Genomic DNA, 24,862 nt, shown 5'->3' with positions numbered 1-24,862 from the left:
CTATCGCCATGTAGGCACCCCTTCTAATTTAAACCTGTTTATTAATAACCCCATGTAAATATTCTTTTTTTAGCTAAAAAGTAACTTTAGCCAGAGGTTCAAGTAAAACTTTTGCTTGCGCATAGCCTATTTTTGCGTTATTTCTTTGAGAGGGTAAAATTGTTATAATAAGATTTAAAAAAAAATATTTAAATAATCTCTTAAACTGGGAAAAAACCTATCATTGCAAGATAAAATTTTTTCAGTTTACTAATTTTTTAATAAGTATAAATTTAAAAGGCTTTTCTAGCTCATCTGTGCTTAAGTTGAGATATAAGATAAATAAGATTGAATCTCTTAGACTTGATATGGTAGCTTTCTTGATTGCCTGCATAGCGTCTTAAAAAAAACAATCTTTTATTTAAAGCAAAGTTTTTGAGTTATTATTGTCAAATTTAGTGAGTAAGATATAATAACTTTTTCTAAGCACCAGGTGCTAAGGCAGGCGTTCTATTTAAATGACTATTAACGTACACCCCTATCAGGTATCTTTCTATGCTGGTCACTAAGACAAAAATCATTTGTACCATTGGCCCTGCTGTAAATACGGTAGAAAAGATGATTCGATTAATGGAAGGCGGAATGAATGCCGCCCGTCTTAATTTCAGCCATGGGAGCTATGAGGACCATGAGATTGTTATTAACAATCTTAAAAAAGCTCGTGCTCAGAAAAAGATGCCTTTAGCTATTATCTTAGATACAAAGGGACCTGAAATTCGAATTGGTAAGATTACTGAGGGACAAATTGACCTCAGACATGGACAATTATTAAATTTATTTAGAAGTCCTCTAGAAGGAAGCGAGCAAGGAGTCTGCGTCCATCCTTCCTATGTTTTAAATGATCTTAGCGTAGGCACTCGGATTCTTTTTGATGACGGTTACATCTCCTCCCATGTCATAGAATCTACAGCTGAAAAGGTGGTCGTTAAGATTGATAATGGAGGTACCCTCAAATCAGGTAAAGGGGTGAATATCCCGAATGCCAGCTTGAATCTACCGACCATTACTGAAAAAGATATAGCAGATATTCATTTTGGCTGTAAGCATGATGTAGATATCATAGCCGCATCTTTTGTACGTTCACCAGAACATGTACTTGCCATCAAAAGACTTTTAACTAAAGAAAAAAAGCCAGATATTCAGATATATGCAAAAATTGAAAATAAGGAAGGGGTTCAGAATTTTGATAGCATCGTTCAGATAGCGGATGGAATTATGATCGCCAGGGGTGACTTAGGGGTTGAAGTTCCTTTAAGTGAAGTTCCTAGGCTCCAAAAAATGATGATAAGAAAAAGCTATTTGGCAGGGAAACCGGTGGTCACAGCTACACAGATGCTAGAATCTATGATCAACAACCCTCGTCCTACGCGTGCGGAAGCATCGGATGTGGCTAATGCAGTATATGATAGCACTTCTTCTGTAATGTTATCAGGGGAAACGGCGATAGGAAAATATCCTTTTGAAACTGTGCAAGTGATGAGAAGTATCGTTCAGGAGGCGGAGGCAGATTTTAATTATCGTGCCTTCTTTGATTTTCATTCGGGTTTGATTCATCATGATGTTCCTTCTGCGGTCACTTTGGCTACGGTAAAGACAGCTTACAGCTCGAGAGCAAAAGCTATATTTGCTTTTACAAGTGGAGGCTCAACAGCATGCCTTTTGTCTCGATTAAGACCTGAAATGCCTATTATAGCTATGACTTCTCATGAGAAATGCTATCATCAGATGGCTTTAAGCTGGGGTGTAAGGCCTTATTTAAGCTCTCAACCTATAAAAACAATTTCAGAGGCTTTTACTAAGATCAGTACCTTTGCTTTGAAAGAAAATTTAGTAAGCAATGGAGATCTGGTAGTCGTGACAGCGGGTTCTCCATTTGGCATTTCTGGGACTACCAATATGATGATGGTAGAGAGTATAGGAGACGTATTGGTGCGGGGACATCATGGGGTAGGCTCCCGCGTGCATGGGAATGTCACCCTGGTTTTATCTTCGGAATCTGCCAAAGATTATGCGGTAAGAGGTCAGCTACTTGTGATGACTAAATGTGACTCTTCCTTCCTTTCTCTCATACAAGAATCAATAGGAATCATTTTACAAAATCATATTGACGATGTGGAATCAGAAAAGTCTGCTATCCATATTGCTCAATTGCTTGATAAGCCTGCCATTGTAAGAGCAGATGAAGCAAGTAGAATACTAAAAGAAGGCCAGCTAGTCACCTTAGATCCGGAAAAAGCGCTGGTTTACAAGGGGGTAATTTTTTAAACTTTAAAAGTAGCCCGGCCCTCGGCTAAATGTACCATAAAAAAAGCGCCTAGCTGCTTAGCGTGCCTAATTAGATAGATAGCTTATACACTTATCTAAGAGCAACAAATATATTCTGCTAACCTATATTATACACTTTTGAGCTGCTCTTTATACAATCGCCTGCTATATAAAAGCCTCTTTTTAAGTAGAGAGATAGCTTTCAGAGGGTGGGTATGCAGGCTTAGCCTTTTTAAAGCATATTAAAATTTGTTTTCCTCTACTCCTGCTTTCTTCACCACCCTATCTTCTAAACCGCTAAAAATTTAGTTTTTAGAGGGAGGTGAGATCTCTTTACTTAAAAAAAATTCCTTTAGAAATTTTTTATTTTTGAATATGTTTATTAATTATGCCTGCTATTTTCATCATGTTTACTCCTTCTTGAGTTCCAAAAACCTTTGCCAAAGACTCATCGGGAACAATTAAGCGCTTATCTTGAGGATCTTGTAGATGATGAACTTTAATGTAGTCCCATAGCTTTTTAATCACTTCTCCTCTAGACATTTCAGAAGCTCCAATAATTGCAGCAAGCTCTTTAGAGACTTTAACTTCTGGCTGCTTACGGGTAGATTCTTTTTTGGTCGTTTTCTTTTTACTGCTCTCTTTTTTAACGGCTTTCTTTTTAGAGGAAGTTTTTTCTTCATTACCTTTGCGAGTCGCTTTAAGTTTTTTTATATAGGCGGTGCGCGGATGATGAGGATATTTAGACTCTAAGAGCTTTAAATCGTTAACAATTACATCGCACTCAGGGTAGGTAGAGCAGCTGTAAAAAGTTTTTCCAAAACGCGATTTTCTTGCAGTTATCTGTCCTGGACACTCTAATGCGGGGCAAGCTGGCATGCCTTTTTGAGAAATAAGAGCCTCGCCTTTTTTGGGGATGTTTACAATACCTTTACATTCAGGATAGTTAGTACACCCTAGAAAAGCTCCGAATCGCCCATGGCGGACTTTCATGCTTTTGCCGCATTGAGGGCATGGTTGCTCCCAGTTAAAATCGGAAGCATACTCTTCTTTATTAAAAGAGAGCTCTTCAGATTGAGCCGTAAAATCACAATCAGGATAGCGGGAGCAGCCATAAAAATATTTAGATTTAAACCAGATTTTTTGAAGCTTGCCACCACATTTGGGACAGTCGATATCTGTTTGAACTTTCGGAATAAAAGCTTCTTTTTCAGCAATTTCGACAGTAGGTAAAAATTCCTTCCAAAAATCTTGTAGAAGCACTTTCCAGTCTTTGCGATCTTCGGCAATTAACTCCAGATCATCTTCCATCTGAGCTGTAAAGCCTATATTCATAATCTTTTGGAAGCTTGTTTCAAGCATTTGTGCTATCACAAAACCTAATTCCGTAGGTTTTAAGCGACCACTTTCTTTAATCGTATAGTCGCGGCTTTGAATCTTATTCATAATAGTAGCATAAGTTGAAGGACGCCCAATCCCTGACCTTTCTAATTCTTTAACCAAAGAAGCTTCTGTGTAACGGGGGGGAGGACGCGTAAAGGCTTGCTCAGAAGTTAATTGGATAAGTTGTAAGCTTTGACCTTCCTGCAGGTTAGGTAACTGGCGGCTCTCTTCATCTTTGTCGTCATCATCTTTCTTTTCTTCATATACAGCTAGAAAACCAGAAAATTTGATGACCGATCCTGTAGCCCTTAAAATTATATCTTTTCCTACCTTTATGTCCGCTGAAACTGTATCGTAGATAGCTGGCATCATCTGGGAAGAAATAAAGCGTCTCCAGATTAATTGATATAATAAGAATTGCTCTCGGCTCAAATAAGGCTGAATTTTCTCTGGCGCATGGTTTAAGTTAGCAGGTCGGATGGCCTCATGAGCATCTTGGGCGCTTTTTTGGGTGGAGTATTGTTTAGCTTCAGCAGGAAGATAATCTTTACCATATTTTTCTAGGATATATTCCCGCGCAGAGCCAAGGGCTTCATTAGAAATACGTACAGAATCCGTACGCATATAGGTAATCAGGCCTTCTGCACCTTCATTTCCTAGGTCAATACCTTCGTAAAGGCCTTGAGCTATGTTCATAGTTTTGGCCGAAGAAAATCCATAATGGCGGCTTGCTTCTTGCTGCAAGGTTGAGGTAATAAAGGGGGGGACAGGATAACGGCGTTTTTCCTTTCTTTCTACGTTAGCTACCTGATAAGGTTTATCTTTCATCCGTGCTAATATATCATCTGCTGTAGCTTTATTATCGATGATTAAGTAATTTTTACCTTCTACTTCCTCTTTTTCAACTCTTCTACCATCTACAGAGTAAAGGTTGGCGCGAAACTGACGTTCTTCTAACTCATTTCTAAGGATAGCTCCAATATTCCAGTATTCAATGGGCTTAAAAGCTGCAATTTCTTTTTCTCGATCGACGACTAACTTTAACGCTACCGATTGCACGCGGCCGGCCGATACAAAGCTATCTTTTCCTCGATGAATGCGTCGATTCAGAAGAGGGGAAATTTTATAGCCTACAATGCGGTCTAAAAGGCGTCTGGCTTGCTGGGCATTGACTAGGGCTTCATCGATAGGTCGAGGCTGGCTAAGTGCCTTAACTACAGCATCTTTAGTAATTGAGTTGAAAGAGACACGTTTGATATTGGTTTGAGGTGGAAGGATTTGGCTAATATGCCAGGCAATGGCTTCTCCTTCCCTATCAGGGTCAGGAGATAGATAAACTGTATCGCAACCTTTAGCAGCTTTTTTTAGTCGTTGAATGACCTGGTCTTTATTAGGCATAATAATATAGGTAGGCTCAAAATTATGCTCAATATCGATACCGAATTCTTTTTCTGGTAAGTCACGTACATGTCCTAGCGAAGATTCGAAAATATAATGAGGTCCTAAAAATTTTTGGAGCGTTTTAATTTTCGCTGGTGACTCGACAATAATTAAAGATTTTGCCATTCTTGCCTCAAACAACCTTTTTATATATTTAACAAAGATACTTTTTACTGCTTTTTACTATTACAGCTTATTAAAAAGATAGACAATTTATAGTTATTGATTTTTTTTCTATCTGGCACGCCGAAGGAAAGCGTGTTTTTTATATTTTTTTATAGTTTAAGTCCCACGAGGCCCATCTTAAAAAAGTGGGGTCTTTCTCTTTTTAAAACCTCAAATAGTTACCCAGGTTTTTTATCCTTATCCTGGGCAGTACGGCCGCTAAATAGAAGATAGTCGCATAAATTTCTACATTTAGCCTTTTGCCAAACTATAATTTGCTATAGAATAGGTTATAATTTTCCCTATGAGCCGAACTCTTAAAAGGGCTGCAAATATATTCTTTAAAGCAGCTTCCCTTATTTCCCATGCTGTTTGCAAAGAAATTATTAATCCAGGGGCCTTGCGTTTCAAAAAGAGATTGAGCGCAGAGAATAACAAGGTTTTTTAACTCATTCAAGTTCTTTTTCTGCTTTCTTTTGCTTTAAAGCTGTTAAGATAAGCTTAGGTTCAACTGCCTCTATACTTTCTACGCTACCGATTTTCTTCACTAAGATTAAATTTAGCTTTCCTTTCACTGTTTTTTTATCGTTATACATATAGCTAATCAAAGTTTCTTCTGACAGCTCTTCTGGTAATGAAAGGGGCAAGTTTAAGCTTTTGAGCAAATTATGCAAGCGAATAATGAGAGCTTGCTCAATAAAACCTAAAATTTTACTGGTATAAAAAGCGCAACTTAATCCTATAGAGACTGCATGGCCATGCGAAATTTGATAGTCCATAGCCGCCTCGATGGCATGTGCAAAGGTATGTCCCAGATTTAAAGTCGCCCGAATGCCATAATCTCTTTCATCTTTTTCTACGATAAAGGCTTTAATTTTGCAACATTCGACGATGAGAAGATGCATAAATTGAGAATCTTTAGCAAGAATGGCTGTTGTATTTTTTTCTAATCGCTCGAACAGCTGAGGACCTTGAATAATCCCATATTTAACTATTTCAGCTAAGCCAGCGCTAAACTCTTCTGCAGGAAGAGATTGAAGGTAAGAAGAAAAGATCCATACCTGGCGGGGAGGATGAATACTACCAATCAGATTTTTACTACCCTTAAAGTTTACCGCTGTTTTTCCTCCTATAGCCGCATCCACCATTCCCATTAAAGTAGTAGGGACATGGATGATATCTAAACCCCGCATATAGCAAGAGGCTACAAAGCCTGCTAAATCAGTAACCACGCCCCCTCCTAGGCTTATAATCAAAGCATGGCGATCTATTTCAAAGCGTTGCAGTTCTTGCCAGCAATAATTAGCAGTTTGCAGGCTTTTAGATCTTTCTCCTGGGGCTATAATAATTTTATTTATTTGACTGCAGGGAAATTGCTGGATAAGGAAAGGTCCGTAAAGGGGATAAACATTAGCATCCGAGATAATAACTAGCTGGGAATAATCTTTTTTAAGCTGCACATTTGTAAAAAGAGGAACGGGATTAATAAGAATGGAGGAATCTTGCGAGGCAAGGTTAATCGAGGTCCATTGACTAAAGCTTAAGGGATCCATATCTCTTGATTTTCTCATGCATAATTTTAATGGATTAATTATTACTCTTTTTAAGTCTTTTGGTTAAAAGCCTGGTTTATAAATATGTAGCTAAAGCCTACAGAGCTAATAAAAGGATAAATTGCTTTATAGTCTTTTTTAGCTAGAAAAAGCACTTTTTTATTTTTGGTTGAAAGGTTGATCAAGTACTAGGAATTTATTTGGGCAGAAGGGATCTATTTTTGGTTTTTATATAGGGTTTACCGAGCTGCAGAAATTAAAAATAGGAAGGCATAAGCCCATTTTAACCAAAAGTAATTTAGCCTATTAGGCTTAATAATTTTCTAATAACTTGCTTCCTAGTTTGGCATAGCCGATAAGCTAGGAGTTTGGCATACCAAAAAATTAAGACGGCTACTGAAAGGTAACCGTCATAGCATGGGGGTATTCTTTTCCCTATTCAGAAAGAAACAGTAAACATTCCTTTTACTTCCACGGCGGTCATTGCTAAGTCCGACGCTGCAGAAAGAGGTGGAGTGTTATTTATTATTGTATGTCGCTTATTAACGATTACGTTCAATGCAGGAAGAAAGCTCTCTTCCTCAGTTTGTTCGAGGATATCGTTAAAAGTAAATGAACTATTTTCAACACTCACCATTGTTTCTCCACCTGCCTTAATAGAGCGATTAAGAGGAAAACCTTTTCAATGATTGAAGGCTCGTTTGTGGTCTCAAAATTTTGATTGAGATTTCAAAGTCGGCGCTTTATATTTTTTGCTTTTTTTTGAGGTTATATTTTGTAAATCCAACCTTTTAGATAAAAAATCTCAAAAAATTTAAATTATGCAACCTATTGATTAATCTTTCCTATTCATTCTTTAACCTACCATTTTTCTTAAAATAAATAGGCATAATTTTTTATTTATAACTTCTTTATACTTCTCATTCTTAAAAAATCAGCTAGAACCTTTATAGTTCTGTACTCTTTTTCGTCTGGTTCTCTAGGGCTCTAGAGGGAATAAAATTTAGGAAATCCTCTAGAGTTCATGCCTATTTAAACTTATGCATGATATAATTTGTTATAGCAGCCTAAAAAAAATCTTAGCAAGTTTTATCCGCTATTTTGTTATCAACTTTTTTCTTGCCTCTATATAATCAGCCAATGAAGCTTTCCCTTCAGATAATAAATTGTTAAAGGATAAAAATAGTTGGCCTTTTAAATAAAAAGGAAGGGTGCCTTCATGGCTTTTTAGTGTTAGCTCTTCCCATTCTTTCCAGGTGGCAAGCTCATCTGTAAAAAGAGACAACTGTTGCTGCAGCATGGCTATTCTTAATAAGTTAAGAGCATACAAAAAAGTTCCATATTGCAGTTTTTCTGGTGTATCTTTGAAGGCTTGTGCCTGTTCTAACATCCGATTTCTTAGGTTAAGTGCTGCTTTTAAGCCTTCTTCATATTTTTCGTTAGCCAGTAAAAGGGTTGCCTGGGCATAGCTGGTATAGAAAGGATCATTCTCATAGGCTGTCCGTTTAATTGCTGAGGTTGCATACAGACTAGCTTCTTCATTTTTTCCTCTTAATAATAATGTTTCAGCAATTAATCCTTCATATTTGGGGTATAATTCGGGATGCGCTGCCATGATTGCATGAAGATTTTTTAGCGCTTCTACTTCTGCAGCAGGATCGCTAATGTCTTTAAAGGAGGTAAAAAGAGAAAATTCTTTCTCAGCGCGTACAAAATCAGCTTCAGAAACGGCATGATGTCGCCATATAAATTGGAAGAGAATAAAGACTAGAATGATAAGCCCCAAAAAAGAATAAAGAAGGATTTTTCCGTTATCAGAGGCCCATTGAGTAAAAGGATGCGCTAGGAGAGCATCTGACCAAGAGAGGGGCGTATCGGAGGAGAGGGATGGGCGGTTTAGGTTTTTTTTCATAGTTGAGGACTTTTTTGCTTGATTTTTGCGCTGTCTCGAACGAATATCATATAACATGTTTATTTATTGTAAAGTTAAAAGTAAAACGTATGAATGTTTCCCAGGAAAAACTTTCTTTGTTCGAAGAATTGCGGAATGTGCCGCTCGATCATATTGATATAAGTCCTTTTCAGCCTAGACGGCAGTTTGCTGAAGCTGAGTTAAAAGAATTGGCCGAATCTATAAAAGCAGTGGGCTTAATTCATCCACCTATTGTTAGACCTTTGGAAAATTCTTTGCATTATGAGTTGGTGGCAGGAGAAAGGCGTTTGCGTGCTGCCAAGCTAGCAGGCTTACTTGAAATTCCTGTGCTTGTGCGATCGTCAAGTCATATACTTTCTGCCCAAGCTGCTTTGATTGAAAATATTCAGCGAGTGGATTTAAATCCTATCGAGATTTCTAAAGCCCTATCCAGCTTGATGGAAGAATTTAAATTTAGCCAAGAAAAGCTAGCCGCATCGGTAGGAAAAAAACGTTCGACGATTGCTAATTATCTACGTTTATTGTCTTTACCTAATCTTATACAAGATAGCTTAAGTAAAAATCTAATTACCATGGGGCATGCTAAAGCTATCTTAGCGGTGGAAGGAGCCGAAAAGCAAGTTTATTTGCATGAACTGATTCTAAGGGAGAGTTTAAGTGTGCGTGAAGCTGAAAAAGCGGTGCAAAAACTTAAGCAAAAAATTAAGCAAAAAAAACTCTCTTATGAAACGCGTGATTTTTATTTAGAGCAGTTAGCAGAAAAACTGCAGTATAAATTAGGCACTAAAGTTTTTATCCGCGCAAGGGGGCGGCAGGGTCGTATTTCTATCGATTATTTTAACCTCGACGATCTTGAGCGTTTGTTAGAGGCTTTGGGAGTCAGGGAATAAAAGTTACGCCACTTTTATTTGAAAATTGATTGCTCTTCTCTTACCTCATCCGTGGGATTTGTTTAATCATCGATGAGGCTTTTATAGGTCATATTTGAGCTTTTACCTCAGCGGGTAGCTGATTATTTTTAGTTTTTTATGGAAAGAAATGCTGAGGATAAACAGGGAGAGCCTTAAAATATTAACTAAACAAGCTAGACTACAGGCTGAGTAGATTAATCTCCTATCAAGGTGGTATAACACTTTCTCATAGGGTGAACATAGCTTTTTTAAATTGAGCTTTTGAGCCTATCTGCTTAGCATACGCATTATCTAGAGGATAAAGCTTTTTAGAAAATTTGATTTTTAGATCCCCGAATAAATTTTTTTTTCAAAAATCTATAAAATAAAATTAGTCCCTCATTCTCATGTCTTTATGGAAGTCTGTATTCACTGGGAATAATTATAGTTTTCTGGTTTTTGAAGATATAGGCGGCTAGGGGAGGGATAACCAGCTTTAGATGCGATTCTGTTGGCATCTGCGAAGCCAGAAATGCTTACAAATAGCTGTTTTTTCTCTATTTACTGTCCTTCTGATTTGTAGTAGGTCCTTAAATCAATGCCTTAAGTAGAGATACCCCCATGACCGCTTACAATGATAGGGCTATCTTTGCTCTCTTAAGAAACGTCATTATCTTATTTATCCTTTATCTATGTTTTGTTATACCCATCTGTAATAAAGTAAGTGTATGCAAAATATTTCTTTTGAAATCGATCCTTGGGGATCCATACTAGCATTGGTTTTGCTTAGCCTATGTTATGGCCTAGCAAGGAAAAAAGAACAAATGAGAAAATCGTCCCTACTATTTTCTCATCTACACCCTTCTTTTCTTAACGCTGGATGGAAAACCACCTTCTCTCAGCTTCCTCGTTGGCTTCATGGGGGCGGATTAATTTTATTTTTAGTCGCTTTAACAAATCCGCATCTTTTTGTGCGCAGGCCTCCTTTAGCTGTGGCTGAAAAAGGCGATAAAAATTTTCTTCCCACGGAGGGAATCGCTATTTACTTATTGCTTGATCAATCTGGCTCTATGGCAGAAGAGGTGACAGCCACCCTTGACAGTAAACGACAAAATATTTCCAAAGAAGCTCTCCTTAAACAAGTCACAAAAGAATTTATCCAAGGAAATCCTTCAGCAGGCTTAAAAGGAAGAGCTAACGATCTTATAGGACTCATCACCTTTGCTAGAGTGCCTCATATTCTTTCTCCTTTGACCCTAGACCATCAACAGATTTTAAAAGCTTTAGCTCATATCCAGGTAGTAAAAAAACAAGAAGATAATGGCACGGCCATGGGTTATGCGATTTACAAAACTGTTAGCATGATTGCTGCTACCAAGTATTATGCTAATCATTTAGCTCAAAAAAACCAGCCTGCTTATAACATAAAAAATTCTATTATTATCTTAGTGACAGATGGCCTGCAAGATCCTAATATTTTAGACAAAAATAGCCTTTGGCGTAATTTAGGACTAAAAGAGGCGGCAGTTTTTGCAAAAGAAAAGGGGGTGCGCCTTTATTTTATCAATATTGATCCTAGGATTTATGCTGATCAGCTATCTTCTCAGCGGCGACAAATGGAAGAAATTACGCAATTGACGGGAGGACGTTTATTTATATTAAATGATCCTGGGGAGATGAAAACGGTATATGCCACGATTGATCGCCTAGAAAAAAGTATTCTTCTTTCGCAAGAGTTTGCGGGAGGAAAGCCTCCTATCTATCAGCAGATTTCATTTTCTCCCTATTTAATAGCTGGCGGAATGTTAATGGTATGGCTTGCTATTGTCTTGCAAACGACTCTTCTAAGGAAGGTTCCATGAACTTTAAGGGGCTTTATTATACTTTTCCCCAAGCAAGCTATTTACTATTTTTTATTGTCCTATTTTTCTTATTATTTTGGAGGCTTTATTGCCACCGTCTAAAAATCTTTGCTCATTATACGAGTAAAGACAAACTGCCCTATGTATTAATGGCCCAGTCTAAGCTTAGCTGGGGCTTAAAGGTAGCGGCAGTATGTGGAGCTTGGATGTTCCTTTGCTTAGCTTTAATGCAGCCTAAAGGCCATCCCCATTATTCTCAAGAGGCGATAGAACACCTTCAACAAACGCATGACGTTAAGCGTATGCAACCTCATGAAGTTGTTTTTTTGATCGACGCTTCTGCATCGATGAGCCTATTAGATGGACGACTAGGCGAAAGTCGTTTAGAGAATGCTAAGAATATTGCTGATCAGGTAATAAGCCGCCTGCAAGGGCAGTCAGCATCGCTTTATGGGTTTACTTCAGAGGTGACCAAGCTATCTCCGCCTTCTATGGATTACCTCTTTATGCGGCTCATGCTACAGCATTTAACGATTAATGAAGGTGATGTAAGTGGAACTGATCTAAAAGATATGCTTCGCTATCTGCATGAACATTATCTAACATCTTCAACCTCTTCTATTAAAACTATTATTATCATTTCTGATGGTGGCGATAATCGCCTGGAAGAGTTAGAGGGAAGAGCTCGTCTAAATTATATCAAGGAGCTAGAGGCTTTATTAGGTTCTCTGCCAAAAACATCCATTCATACGATTGGTGTAGGCACATTGGAAGGTCTAGAAATTCCTCATGTAATGAATAAAAACCAAAGAATCATTTCCCATCTAAACGAAGATATTTTGAAAGCTTTAAGTGAAAAAGGGGAGGGACGCTATTACGCAGGCTATGCTTTTCCTGCTACTGCTATCGCAGAGGATCTTGCTGCTCAAATTTCTAAAGTGGATACTTTTTCTCTTAGTGAGACAAGGCAAGCCTTAAATGTTGAAGAAGATTTAAAATATGATTCCTATTACCAGCTTCCTTTAAGTTTAGCTATCCTCTTGTTGGCTTTTTACCTATTATGGCCCGATACTGCTCTTTCTTCATCTTCTTCTTTTCGTTTAAATAAATTTTCAGCCCTCTTATTCATCTGCTTTTTTTTCTTAAGCAAACTTACTGCTATGGAAAATCTGCAGGAGTCGATGCAACGGGGAGCCGATTATTTTTCAGCTAAAAATTATGTTGAAGCAGCCAATATCTATCAAAAAATGCTAGCAGAAGATCTATCTGCATGGGAAAAAAGTGTGGTGACCTATAATTTAGGGACTGCTTTGGCGGCACAAGGAAAGCAAGAGGAAGCTATCGAGATATTGCAGGCTTTATCGAGGGACAAGACTAGCGCGCCTTTATTAAGGTATCGTGTCCTTAGAAATCTTGCTCTTGCTAACTTCTATCAGGGGGAGAGGTTAAGCCAAGTTCCGCAGGCTTTTTCGTCACCTCTTCAAGATTCTTATTTTAGAGCGCTTTACTTTTTTAAACGTTTTCTAGAAAAAATTCCTTTAGTTCAAGAAGCTGAATGTCAACTATTAAAAGTTAGCGGGCAAGATGAGTGTCAAAAGGCTTATCCTTTAGGCCGAGCAGCTACTTTTTCCAAAATGGTTATGGTGGACATACGCGAAAAAGCTAGAGAGAATCTTATGGTGCAGGCAGCACCCCCACAAAGTCTTCCTTGGTTAGCAACAGGATTGCAGCTGCTCAAGCAAGATCTTAATTTTTTGTTGGAAAACCCTCTGACAGCTTCTTTAGAAAACAAATATCGAGATCTTTTTAAAAGGCATGTAATGAGTTGGCTTCCGCTATGGAAAGCACTTACCCTTCAACTGCAGAGAGATAAAAATTTTTCCTTATTGGAAAGAGCTGCCAGACATTTTAATCAGATAGCTCCCTTAATTTCAAAGAGCGATTTTACTGCCGCTGAAGCTAGCCTAGAAATAGCAATGGAGGGGCTAGAGCATTTTATGCATCTTCTTTTTGCGCAAGATTCTTTTCAAGAGAATATAGCCAGTCTTTTAAATGATTTTTCACTAGCCGCTTTACAAGATCCTTTAGAATTTAATACGCTGCTTTTCTTAAAGCAAAAACTGGATAGGATTTCCTTGCCCTCAGAACATGAAAGGCTTAAAGCTGGTATGGAGGCTATCGAAAACAATTTACAGGCGAGTTTTGACCAGCTTCAACTTTTGCAAGATTTAAAAGCTCAATTGTATTTTAATGAATCTTTTCAGCAGTTAAGGCGTGTGCTTTTAATTCTTCACGCAGATATTCATGCTCGTCCAGATCTAGTCCTTGAAGCTGCTATAGGCGAACAGAGGCATGCATTAGCTCAGGCAAGACTTCTCGCTCGTTTGCAAGAAAGCCAAGCTCAAACCGCGCGTGAGGCAGATTTGTTTATTCTTTCCTCCCAGGAATATTTGCTAACATTTTCTTCCTATTTTCATCAAGCTGCCTATGCCCAGCAACTTGCAAAGTTTAATGCCAGAGCTTCCTCAGCGGGGAGGGAAGAACGTTGTCAATTTTCTCCCTGGAACGAAGTGTTTCCTTTATTTCAGCAAGGAAATACGCTGGCTAAAAAAATCGTAGACCTTGTTCAAGCTTCGTCGTTAGATTTACCTCAACTTGTGAAGGCTCAGGAAGAAGTGTTGGCTATCTGGCAAGAGGCCCTCACAAAGATGAAAGAACCTAATAAAACAGGTAAGTGCTCTATGGAACCCAATTTACAAACTTCATCTCCTCAGCTTTTTCAATCATCTTTTGAAGAGATGGCACGTTTGATTCAGCAGATGAATACGCAAGATCAACCATTGCCTTCTCAACCTGCTCTCATCAAAGAAGGTTTAAAGCCATGGTAGCTTTTCTTTTTTATCGTTTGGAACTGAAGTGGATTCTAGGTTTTTTAGGGTTTATCTTGATTCAATCTTCTGTCTTAGCAAATATCTCTGTAAGTGCTTTTCTTGATCCAGCTACTTTGCATCAAGGGTGGCCCTTAAAAGGCACATTAGAAGTTACGCATAATAGCGATCAGAAAGTAGAGGAATCAAGTGCCCTTTTAAACGATCGATTTTTAAAGATTGATTTGCTACGAAGTGTAAGAATCTCTCCCGACAGTCCATTAACCGTCAGCATTTATCAATTTACTCTGCCTCCTCAAAATCAAGGAACCTACACACTTTCTTCTTTATCTTTAAAAGTGGATGGGAAAACCTTTAAAACTTTGCCTATTACTTATGAAATTCAAGCTCCACTTGCCTCTCCTTTAGTATCATCGGATGAAAACCTTAAGTCTACTCTTCAGCTGCAGGCTTATAGCGAAGGTCTTAAAGAATTATATCCAGGCCAAGAAACAAAATTAGTTTATCGCTATATATATAAAGGCAATATCGCTCTTTTAAAAGAAGTATTGCCTATGTTGGAAGCTGAAGGGTTGCAGAAAGTAGGCCGTCCCGATATCCGCACCTGGACAGAAAAAGATTTAAGCTTTTTTGAAATTTCTCAGCAAGTTCAAGCGGTTAAACCTGGAGACTATGCTTGGGGGCCTTCTAGGATCGAAGGAGTGGTATATGTGGAAGATGCTAGAGGCAATAAACAGTTTACAGCCACTCATCTTAGCTCTCAGGCGCCCATTGTTAAACTCATCGTAAAACCTTTTCCGTTAGAAGATCAGCCAGCTTCTTTTAATGGAGCTTTTGGAGAATTTACGATGGATATAAACTTACTGAGTGTGGCAACCCTTAACGAGGGAGATCCAGTTTTTGTGAGGGTAAGCATTAAAGGCAAAACCTCGAATTGGGATAGCGTTTCCCTTCCTGAAATTTGCTGCCAACCAGGCTTTAGTGGCCTTTTTAAAGAAAATGACCTTCCTGCGGTAGGTAGAAAAGAAGATGATAGCAAATATTTTGAGATAAAGCTTTATCCTCTTTCTGCAGAGATTAAAAGCCTACCTTCTATTCAATTTTCTTATTTTGATCCTAAGAGCGAGCAGTATAAAATTTTGCATAGCCCTCCTATTGCTCTTACTATTTCTCCTAGCCGGAATATTTTGCCTACTGATCGGGTCTCTTCTCCCCCTATAAACTTTCAAAGCCAGGAGACGTTAGCAGAATGGATAAAAAGCTATCAGCCTCTGCCTCCTTTAGCTTTTTATGCCATGCGATCTTTAGAACCTGCAGATTTAAAGAATAAAATTTTGGGTTCTTGGTGGGTAATAGGGTTAATTCCTTTAAGTTTAGGAGTAGTAGGGCTGCAATATAAATTACAAATCTCATGGAAAATTCAAGGAAGGAAAGTAAAAAAGAAAACGAGCCTATGCATATATAAAGAAATGTTGAAGGCTCCTCAAAATTCTCCTCTCTTTTTTGAATTGCTTCATCGATTGTTAATCCAGCAATTATTTGAATGCGGCCTAATTAATCACCAAGAAGCTCTAGGAGTAGATCTGCCTTTGGAGGGGGTTGCGGGCGAAGTACGTGCTTTGCTGTTGTCTATAGATTTTCAGCGTTATAGTGGCGCAGGGTCAGATGAAAAGCTCTATTTCCAAGCTTTAGAAGAATGTCAGCGGTTGTACAAAAAACTCCAAGAGATTAAGTATGGTTAATAAAACTGTTTATTTTTATGTTTTGGTAAGCCTAGCAGCGGGATATGCTCTCTTAAATTTTTTCATCTTTCCTTTTTCCCATCCTTCCGTCCCCCTCTTAGAGCAAGCGCGTGCAGCCTATCAAGAAGCTGCGCAATCTAACAATTTTTTTCATCGCCGCCAAGCCCTCAACAGATTACTGATGATTTATCATTCTTTAGATAAGCTTTATTGCCCTCTGCAGGGCAATGGTGCCCTGTATAGTAACTTGGCCGAAACCTGTTTTAATCTTGAGCAATATCCCTGGGCGGCTTTTTATTTCTATCAGGCTAAGCGCTTAAGGCCACGCGATCTTGAGGTTGAGTTTAAATTAAAAGAAACGCTTGCTAAGTTGAAGATCCCTCCTACTCAGTCACCTTCTTTATTTAAAAAACTTTTTTTCTTTCACTTTTATTTTTCTTTACCCGAGTGTTTAGAAATTTTATGTGTCTTTACTTTTCTTTTATGTAGCCTGGCCTCTTTATTGGTATGGAAAAATTATGTAGGGCTAAAACTTCTGGTGGGTAGCGTAGCGCTTGTAAACGCCTTATTTTTTTGTAGCATCATTTATAGCCAATATTTTGAGCCTATAGAAGGTGTTTTGATTCATGCGACCCACTTATATGGAGAAAAAAATCTTAACTCGGCTTTAGTCACTTTGCAACCTTTAAGAGGAGGATGTAAAGTAGAGGTGTTGGAATCTGGCAAACAAGGAAGGGTGTTAAAAATACGAACCCCCGATCATTTAATAGGTTTCATTTCTCAAGAATCTATTCGCTTTTTAAGGCCTTAAAAATTGGATTGAAAATATTTGTAAGAGGCTAAGCTACCTTAAACTCATGAGCATTTTGCATAGCTTTTACCTATTTGTAGTTCTTAGTTTGCGCTTGTCACTAATATGAATTTTTTGATATTCTAGTCAGCACATTACTTTTGGAGAAAAAGAATGATAGCACAAGACAGTGATAGGCCACCGCTGAGTGAAAGTAATTCAGAGTCATGGAGCTTACCAAGCTCAAACTTTTGCCCTGTTTTAAGCAACTCTTCTCTTACTCTAAAAAACACTCTAGACGGTACTTTAAAAAACACTCTAGAATTTGACAGAAAATGCCGAGCCTTAGAAGGGTTGTTTGTAGAGCTGCAAGATCGGGTCCATCAAATGGAAAAGCACCTTTCCCAAGTTAGAAATTATTAAATGTTGATAGCTCCTTTATTCCTTTAAATTTTCGCCTGTTTTTTAATTTAACTTTAATAGCGCTTTCGCCTCCAAACCTCTTTATCTTTCTTGCTTACTTACCTAGATTTTTTATTATAAATATGATATGATTTTTTATATAAAAAAGGGTGGCATACTCCTATGAATATTGAGCAACGTGCTTTGTTTAATTCTTTGCGTATCAATTGGTTGTTAAATCCTAATACCCAGGTGCAACCTTGGCAAGTTGAAGATTATCGTCTTCTTTCTCATGAAGAGTTATTTGACAGATTACGTCAAAAAGATATGGCTTTAGATAAAATTTCCCTGCTGGCGTTGGCGCAAGATGTGGATTCACCAGAGGAATTGTGCGAGGGTTTAGTCGCAGATTTAAATTTAGAGGCAAGTGAGCAAGATCAAATATATTTAGTGGTTTTCGAATTATGGCGCCGTTTTGTAAATGAAAAACCCTGTTTATCTATTTTTTGCGATGAATTAGATCATCAAATTTTTGCTTATGATCAAGGGAAATGTGCTTATCCAGCAGACATTCAAGATGCAATGGCTAATCTAGAAATGATTCTTGGTAAGCATGCTGATGAGGGAGCTGACCCGTTAAAGATATTCGAAAGCGTATCGCAAGGGTGTGCCCATGATTTAGAAACATTTTTATATGATTATATTGCAGAGCAGATTGATGGCCATCATTATCCTTATGCGGCTGATCTGCTAGAGAGTTTTGGACCTTATTGTAAGGATGTAGCTTGGTTTGATTTTTTACGGGCGCGTCTTTTTTATCATTCTGACCCCGAAAACTCGGATAAAATGATCTTACATATCATTCAAAGCATTAAAAAAGCGCAGGATTTAGATTTGAGCTTAGAAGTCCTTACTTTTTTATCTAATGGAGGCAATCCTGAACTATTTCGTCTACTTGTCCGTCAAACATTTCCTATGCTTGAGACAGAAGAAGACTTTCAAGAGCTTTTGACAATCTGCGCCGACTACTATCATTTATTAGATCAAGAGCAAGAAGAGCAAAAAATTCAAAAAATTTTAAAGCAAAGAGCTTCTCATGCTTTAGAAAATCCAATCCACCTTAAAGATACCAAACTTATAGAGCTTGTGAAAATGTTTAAATAAAAAAGGAAAGTATTTTTATTGAACTTAAGCTCTTTATTCTTAACGCTATAAGTAACTGAAAAAAGGTTTTTTTAATCCGTTTTAGCTCTTTTAGAATCAACAACTTAAAAGCTCTTTTCCCTTTTCTTCTAAGGAGGATTTAAAAAAAAAGTCGATATTGACTTTTAAGGCAAAAAGAGAGATACCTTGGACGTTTAAAAACACAAGCAGTAGTGGTTTTTTGCTTTTATACCACAACATCTTGTGTTTTTAGAAAAGAGAGAAAGAGAGAGCTTTAAAATATTTTATCTATGGAAGGATTAAAGATCATGACAAAACCAACAGCAAGGGCTATGGCCACAGCTTTGAGAACATATCATCGCCCTATTAATGAGGGAGAAACTTTGCTAGAAAGTTGGGATCAAGTTGTTGAACGAGTAATTAGCCATCAGCACTGGCTGTGGGAAAGAGCTTTAGGGCGTGATCTGAGTGATCGCGAGGATGACGAATTGGAAGAGCTACGCGGGCTTATTCTTAATCGTCAAGTAGCACCTGCCGGCAGAACTTTATGGTTGGGTGGAACGGAGTTGAGCCGTAAACGTGAGTCTAGCATGTTTAATTGTTCTTATACCCATGTGGAAACAGTCTATGATATTGTCGATGTGCTTTGGCTCTTGTTACAAGGTTGTGGTGTAGGCTTTAGGCCTATTACTGGCACTCTAAATGGTTTTCGTAGACCTTTGCAAGAGATTCGGGTGATTCGTTCTAATCGAACAGGCAAAGGTGGCGAGCAGAATAATGTAGAAACTTATGATTCTGCAACGAAGACATGGACAATTAAAGTCGGAGATTCAGCGATTGCTTGGGCAAAAGCTGTGGGTAAATTGGTGGCAGGTAAATATCCTGCTAGAACTTTAGTACTTGATTTTTCGGAGATCCGACCTGCAGGGACACGCCTTAAAGGGTATGGCTGGATTTCATCGGGAGATGAGCAAATTGCTAAAGCTTTTAAAGCGATTGCTAAAATTTTATCCGACCGTGCCGATCAGCTTCTGACTCGTATTGATATTTTAGATATCGTCAACTGGCTGGGTACCATTCTTTCTAGCCGCCGCTCAGCCCAGATAGCGCTATTTGAATATGCCCAACCAGAATGGGAAGAGTTTGCGGTAGCAAAAAAAGAATGGTGGCTTAAAGGGAATGCTCATCGTCAGCAATCTAATAATAGCCTTCTTTTTCGCCAGAAACCAACCAAAGCAGAATTAGAAAGCCTCTTTCAACTCATGATGGATTCGGGGGGATCCGAACCTGGTTTTATTAATGCCATGGAAGCTGAAAGACGGGCACCTTGGTTTAAAGGCTGTAATCCTTGTGTAGAAATTCTTCTAGGTAATAAAAGTTTTTGCAACTTAACCGAGGTAAATGTATTAGCTTTTAAAGGGGATAAAATTGGTTTAGAGAGAGCTCTTTATCTAGCCGGCAGAATGAACTACCGTCAAACAATGGTTAACTTAAGAGATGAAATTCTTCAAGAAGCTTGGCATCTCAATAATGATTTTCTTCACTTATGTGGAGTGGGCTTAACAGGCATTCGTGCAAGAAGTGATCTGACTGCCTATGATTACAAGCGTATGCGTAATATCACCGTAAGCGCAGCTTATAGCATGGCTAATGAGCTTAATTCTCCTTTGCCTAAAAACGTCACTTGTGTGAAACCTAGTGGTACTTTAAGCAAAATCATGGGAACAGAAGAATGGGGGGAAGTGCCAGAAGGAGTGCATTTGCCGCTAGGAAAATATATTTTTAATAATATTACTTATTCTAAGCATGATCCTTTAGTGGGACGTTTTCGAGCTGCAGGTTATACGGTGGTAGAAAAACCTTACGAACCAGAATCTGTACTTGTTAAATTTCCTGTAAAATTTGAGAACATTTCGTTTACGCGGATGATGGTCACCAGAAAGAATGGTAAAGTGGAAGAAGTAGAGGTAAACACTGATTCGGCTGTTTATCAGCTCGAGTGGTATAAGCTTTTACAAGAAACCTGGTGTGAGCAGAATGTTTCCAATACTATCTCTTACGATCCTTCCGAGGTTCCTGCTATTATTGACTGGCTGTTAGAAAATTGGGATACTTATGTAGGGGTTTCCTTCTTATTTCGTAATGATCCTACGAAAAATGCCGAAGACCTAGGATATGCTTATTTACCGCAGGAAGTGGTCACTAAGGAAAACTATGATACCTATGTGGCTAAGTTGAAAGATATCGATTATTCAGGCATTGAAATGCGTGATGAAGAGTTAGAAGCTGCTTGTGCAACAGGTGCCTGTCCCGTTCGTTAAAGCTACACGATAATTTAAAAAAGAGACTAAATAGCAAGCATTGGATCTTAGCTTGCTATTTAGTTATCTTTAAATTAGCCATCTACTAGGAATAGCTTTTAAATTAAAAAAAATTAGCTTTGCTTGTTTTAGTTATTAATAAAATGTAAGAATTAGACATTTTAAAATAGAGAGAAATTTTTACCAGAGTTTGATTTTTAATCTTGACTCTTACTAAAGAGATTTTATCAGCTAGCCCTTTAAGGCTTTTCTTATCGACCGCGTAGAAGAAGCTTTAAGAAACCTAGCCATTGTACGTAAGTTGTTCTTAGGTAGCTAGCCTGCGTATGGCACAAGAGGAAAGGAAGTATTACATCGTGGTGTCAAAAACTTTTTATCGGCAAGCAAGATCGATTCTAGCTTTTCTGGCAGAAGCCGTACCTACAATGCGTACTAGGTAAGCTATTATCTATAAAATTTTTTATATGTAAGCGATCTGGGGATAGTATTTCTTAAATTTTTGAGGCGGAGGAATCAATATGAATCAAAAAGGGCAGCCCCTAGAAAAACTAGCAATTTGCAAGCATCTTTAAATTTATAGATGCCTGCAGAATTGCATTTTAAACTCGCTCTACTCTGGCACCTTTTACAAAAACTTGCCCCACGCGCCAAATGATGATATTACCTCTCAATAGGCCCACTCATCTTTACTTATCACTATCCTTAACTTTTATGGATTTTGTTTGTCTACCCATCTATCAACCCTAAATTTTAATCCTAGCTTAACTTGTGACATGTACAATAGTCCGAATATTTTGACATAGGTGAGAAATTTCGGAAAAATTATGATGTTCAATTTTATCTCTTAAAGTAGAAATTCTATCAGCTAGCTCGTTGAGTTTTTGATTCTCTAAAGGCTTATCTTCAACTGGGCAGCTTTTTTCTAATAAGGGTCGATAAATTTCCTCTAGCTTCTGCATGTAGTCATCCAAGTCTTTTAAGTCTAAAGGAATAAAATCTTCAAGCTCATATTTGGCTAATTCTTCCCATGAAAATAAAAGGTCTTGTAGATGCTCACTAGCTTCTTGTAAAGACATGTTTTTAGTTTGAGTGTAAGCCAATAGCCATGGGTCCTGTACATCTACCAATAGATTGTTGCTTAGTAAAGTGAGCTGTTGTTGTTTGATTTTTATATATTTTTCTACATCCTTAATCATTAGCTTATATTTTTCATAATTAACGGGATGGCTCTTTTTTATCAATTGATAATATAGTTTCTCTAAATTAAATAGAAAATGGGTTTTGAAAGCTTTGGGAGCATAATACTTTATACGCGTATAGGTATCTTTATTTAATTTTAAAGGGCTACTAAATGTTAAAGTAAACTTCTTTAAAAAATCTGCTCGAGCTGCCAAGTCATGATATTCTCCTCTAACAGGTACACTCATTTTTTCCCTACTTATATTTTATTAATGAAATTCTTTTTTATGATTTTTAATAGTTCTTTGAATATTTCTACCCTATCAGAAAGCACTGCTTCTTGTGAAGAGAGATCACCAGAGGAAGAAACATTTAATAATGCTGGTAATACTTCAGAGTCTTCGCAAGCTTGTAGTAAACTATGGGCTCCTTTACGAAAACCCTCTTGTAAGAAAAATCTAATTTTATCCTCTTTTTTTAAACTTTTTTGGTAATGTTCAGCTGTTACTGGATCATCTTTAAGTTTAATATTAATAGATGTGCATAAATTATCAATAATTTTTTCAGTTAATTCCCCTTTTGCTAACTTTACAAGAGTCTCAGCGATAGTTGTCCAATTTTCACTATTAACTTTAAAATCATGATCAATTAAAGCTATACTTCTTCTCTCCTCTGAGGCCTCAGGTTGTAATAGTAAATTATCTAAATTATTTGATCTTTCAGGATGCATGCGATCTGTATTATGTAATAATACGTCTAAAAAGATCATTGCTCCTATATCCAATAAAATTTTCTCTTGCGTTAAGGCTTTCATCAATTCATCTACCGGCAGCTCAGCAAAAGTTGTGCCTGGAACATACTTCATTACCATTATATGTTGAGTACTTTTTAGCTGATGTTCTAGTTGCCTAATTTTTCCTCCATAAATTTCTGCTTCTTGGCTATTTTCTGCCATGTGATGCTTTTCTCTTAAATCATTTAACGCCAAATCCTCTAGCTTCTTTAAAGCTAGTTGTCCTAACTCTGATTCTCTAGGAAATGCTGTATAAAGAGGGGTTGAAAAATTTAGCTTTCTATAGAAATGATCAGCAATCAGATGTGTGATAGGATGGGGCATTAATTTTAGAGCAAGAGGAGCCTCACTATAATCGGTATGATGTAGAAAATATATTCCCGTCTGCCCTGCTAAAGAGCGTAGAATTTGAACAGCTTCTGGTAGGGTTCTTGCTAACTCTCCAAGGACAGCTCGATGATTTATAGCTATCTCGATAGGTAGCTTACTTCCAATAGAAGCAGAAGAACTAAAAATGCTAAAAAACTTTTTGGAAAGAGTTGTTGTTTCTTTTGTGCTAAAAATTTTGTTTATATTCTTTTGCGTTTCAATTACTTGATCTTCGCTCAAATATGGAGGTAACTTACTAATAGAAATTCTTATGATTTTTTCATGACTCAGTTTTTTAAAACTCGAGGAAACTTCCTTCTCACGACCTAAGGCAATTTCATTTTCGCGGGGGTTTAAGTAAATATACTTTCTTCCATCTTTTTTGACAGCTTCCTGTTGACTATCTAACATTTGGCCAACAAGGGTATTCCAGCCCTCTAGAGATAAGGTATCAAGGTTGGCTCTGACAAATGGGCTACGCGAACTATCATCCATAGATAACCATATTAAATTAATATTAAGATACTATGTTTACAAAACTATTATAAAATTATTTTTAAATAAAAAGCATTAACTTATTTTATTAATTTGCAATTTCAAAACAGTTTAAAAATAAATACTTAATTATTAATATATTGTTTTATCAGTAGCAAAAGAGTGAAAAAACCAGGGAATATTAGAAAATTACAAAAAGATTTAAGCTGGCAAAGCAAGGGATATGATTATCATTCTTTTCCTTAAGAAGGATGGGTAAATGAATGCCCATAGGCCAAATAGTATTTTTATTGTATTTAAGAAATTAGAAGCTCCAAGGAAACGACCGAACCAAATTTGTAGTTTGTTCGACATCATTACCTTTAGCATCTTAGCGATTTTACGTGGCACCGCTGATAGGCAAGCTTCCTATCGATCATCTTATATGCAGGGTATAGATCTTTTAGTATCTCCAAGGAGAGGAGGAAGGCTAAGCCAAGAAGTGGACAAGCCTTGGATGGAAAAAAAGAAATGATGCTTTAAAAGTCATTCAAGGCCTTGGAGGAGACTTTTGCTCTAGGAAATTAGGCTACCAGTAAGCAGAACTATATGCCAAATTTTTGGCTCTGTGAGTTGTTTTTCATTGATAAGGATACGAATTCGTTTGACTTGCTTTTTAATTTTTTATATTGTCTTAAAAAAATAAAAATGCTGAAAAATTTGTCACTACCCAAGGAAATAAAATGCATCCTATCTCATCGATTTCTATTGAAAGCTTGCCCAATGAATTGCTGCTCCCTATCTTAGAGGCTTGCGTAGTTCCTCCCTTATTTAGCGTCTGTAAAAGATGGCATCATCTGCTGGCTACTGAAGTGATGCCTTCTCTTTATAAAAAAATAGCACAGTTTCATTTTCCCACGAAGAATACCACTACCCAGCGAACTCTTATGCTAGCTAAAGTTTATCAATTCAATCCTGGACTTACCTCTACTGAAAAAGTTTATCAAGCTTTTAAGCAAGTTTTTACCTTAGCTAAATCTATTTCTTCTTTGGAATTTAAATGGAAAACAGAAGAAAAAAGAGGCTTAACTCTGGCTAATTACTCTTCTTATCTCTTAAATATTAATCGCCTTTTACTTTGGGAAAAACTTCCTGGTGGGGAAGAATACTTGAGCCGAGAAGAAATTAAGCACTTGCCTCTACAAAAAAA

At 37.4% G+C, this 24,862-nt stretch carries 16 protein-coding genes; 10 read left to right on the top strand and 6 right to left on the bottom strand.

Features of this window, described 5'->3' with window-relative positions; genetic code table 11:
* Positions 1 to 534: 534 nt before the first annotated feature.
* Positions 535 to 2,304: a pyruvate kinase gene (pyk, locus tag DB42_RS09640; protein WP_193365291.1), complete on the top strand. Its 1,770-nt coding sequence runs from the start codon at positions 535 to 537 to the stop codon at positions 2,302 to 2,304.
* A 363-nt stretch (positions 2,305 to 2,667) separates the two neighbouring features.
* Here pyk and topA read toward each other — a convergent pair whose 3' ends face one another.
* From topA to DB42_RS09615, 4 genes are all read right to left on the bottom strand, one after another.
* Complete coding sequence (gene topA / locus DB42_RS09635; RefSeq protein ID WP_044882774.1) at positions 2,668 to 5,253, bottom strand: type I DNA topoisomerase; 2,586 nt, start codon at positions 5,251 to 5,253, stop codon at positions 2,668 to 2,670.
* A gap of 488 nt (positions 5,254 to 5,741) precedes the next feature.
* Complete coding sequence (gene aroB, locus DB42_RS09625; RefSeq protein ID WP_162180780.1) at positions 5,742 to 6,845, bottom strand: 3-dehydroquinate synthase; 1,104 nt, start codon at positions 6,843 to 6,845, stop codon at positions 5,742 to 5,744.
* Positions 6,846 to 7,284: 439 nt separating this feature from the next.
* A complete protein-coding gene (locus DB42_RS11445; protein WP_039383560.1) occupies positions 7,285 to 7,482 on the bottom strand; it encodes a hypothetical protein in 198 nt (65 codons plus the stop codon).
* 459 nt (positions 7,483 to 7,941) lie between these two features.
* Positions 7,942 to 8,757, bottom strand: coding sequence for a hypothetical protein (locus tag DB42_RS09615; protein WP_044882773.1), 816 nt, complete (start codon positions 8,755 to 8,757; stop codon positions 7,942 to 7,944).
* Positions 8,758 to 8,846: 89 nt separating this feature from the next.
* Here DB42_RS09615 and DB42_RS09610 point away from each other — a divergent pair, with 89 nt between their 5' ends.
* The 8 genes from DB42_RS09610 (at position 8,847) to nrdJ (ending at position 20,837) form a co-directional block, all read left to right on the top strand.
* Positions 8,847 to 9,668, top strand: a complete 822-nt coding sequence (locus DB42_RS09610; protein ID WP_039383563.1) for a ParB/RepB/Spo0J family partition protein — start codon at positions 8,847 to 8,849, stop codon at positions 9,666 to 9,668.
* A 728-nt stretch (positions 9,669 to 10,396) separates the two neighbouring features.
* Positions 10,397 to 11,530, top strand: a complete 1,134-nt coding sequence (locus DB42_RS09605) for a VWA domain-containing protein (protein ID WP_044882772.1) — start codon at positions 10,397 to 10,399, stop codon at positions 11,528 to 11,530.
* Positions 11,527 to 14,418, top strand: coding sequence for a VWA domain-containing protein (locus DB42_RS09600; protein WP_044882771.1), 2,892 nt, complete (start codon positions 11,527 to 11,529; stop codon positions 14,416 to 14,418). The genes DB42_RS09605 and DB42_RS09600 overlap by 4 nt, the downstream gene beginning before the upstream one ends.
* Complete coding sequence (locus DB42_RS09595) at positions 14,412 to 16,160, top strand: BatD family protein (RefSeq protein ID WP_044882770.1); 1,749 nt, start codon at positions 14,412 to 14,414, stop codon at positions 16,158 to 16,160. The genes DB42_RS09600 and DB42_RS09595 overlap by 7 nt, the downstream gene beginning before the upstream one ends.
* On the top strand, positions 16,153 to 16,971 hold the full coding sequence (locus DB42_RS09590; protein ID WP_044882769.1) for a hypothetical protein: 819 nt from the start codon (positions 16,153 to 16,155) through the stop codon (positions 16,969 to 16,971). Before DB42_RS09595 ends, DB42_RS09590 begins: the two co-directional genes overlap by 8 nt.
* A gap of 153 nt (positions 16,972 to 17,124) precedes the next feature.
* Complete coding sequence (locus tag DB42_RS09585) at positions 17,125 to 17,373, top strand: hypothetical protein (RefSeq protein ID WP_039383577.1); 249 nt, start codon at positions 17,125 to 17,127, stop codon at positions 17,371 to 17,373.
* 162 nt (positions 17,374 to 17,535) lie between these two features.
* Positions 17,536 to 18,516: a hypothetical protein gene (locus tag DB42_RS09580; RefSeq protein WP_044882768.1), complete on the top strand. Its 981-nt coding sequence runs from the start codon at positions 17,536 to 17,538 to the stop codon at positions 18,514 to 18,516.
* Positions 18,517 to 18,824: 308 nt separating this feature from the next.
* The gene (gene nrdJ, locus DB42_RS09575) at positions 18,825 to 20,837 is read left to right on the top strand and encodes a ribonucleoside-triphosphate reductase, adenosylcobalamin-dependent (protein WP_044882767.1); all 2,013 of its coding nucleotides are present in this window, start codon (positions 18,825 to 18,827) and stop codon (positions 20,835 to 20,837) included.
* A gap of 761 nt (positions 20,838 to 21,598) precedes the next feature.
* Here nrdJ and DB42_RS09570 read toward each other — a convergent pair.
* Complete coding sequence (locus tag DB42_RS09570) at positions 21,599 to 22,264, bottom strand: hypothetical protein (protein WP_044882766.1); 666 nt, start codon at positions 22,262 to 22,264, stop codon at positions 21,599 to 21,601.
* 11 nt (positions 22,265 to 22,275) lie between these two features.
* Positions 22,276 to 23,673, bottom strand: coding sequence for a hypothetical protein (locus tag DB42_RS09565; protein WP_044882765.1), 1,398 nt, complete (start codon positions 23,671 to 23,673; stop codon positions 22,276 to 22,278).
* A 722-nt stretch (positions 23,674 to 24,395) separates the two neighbouring features.
* On the opposite strand from DB42_RS09565, the gene DB42_RS09555 reads away from it, so the two are divergent.
* On the top strand, positions 24,396 to 24,862 hold a 467-nt coding region (locus tag DB42_RS09555; RefSeq protein WP_044882763.1), incomplete at its 3' end, for a hypothetical protein.

This window comes from Neochlamydia sp. EPS4, assembly GCF_000813665.1.
Lineage (GTDB): Bacteria > Chlamydiota > Chlamydiia > Chlamydiales > Parachlamydiaceae > Neochlamydia.
Note: the sequence above shows the minus strand (reverse complement) of the source record. Positions and strands in the feature narration are given on the sequence as shown.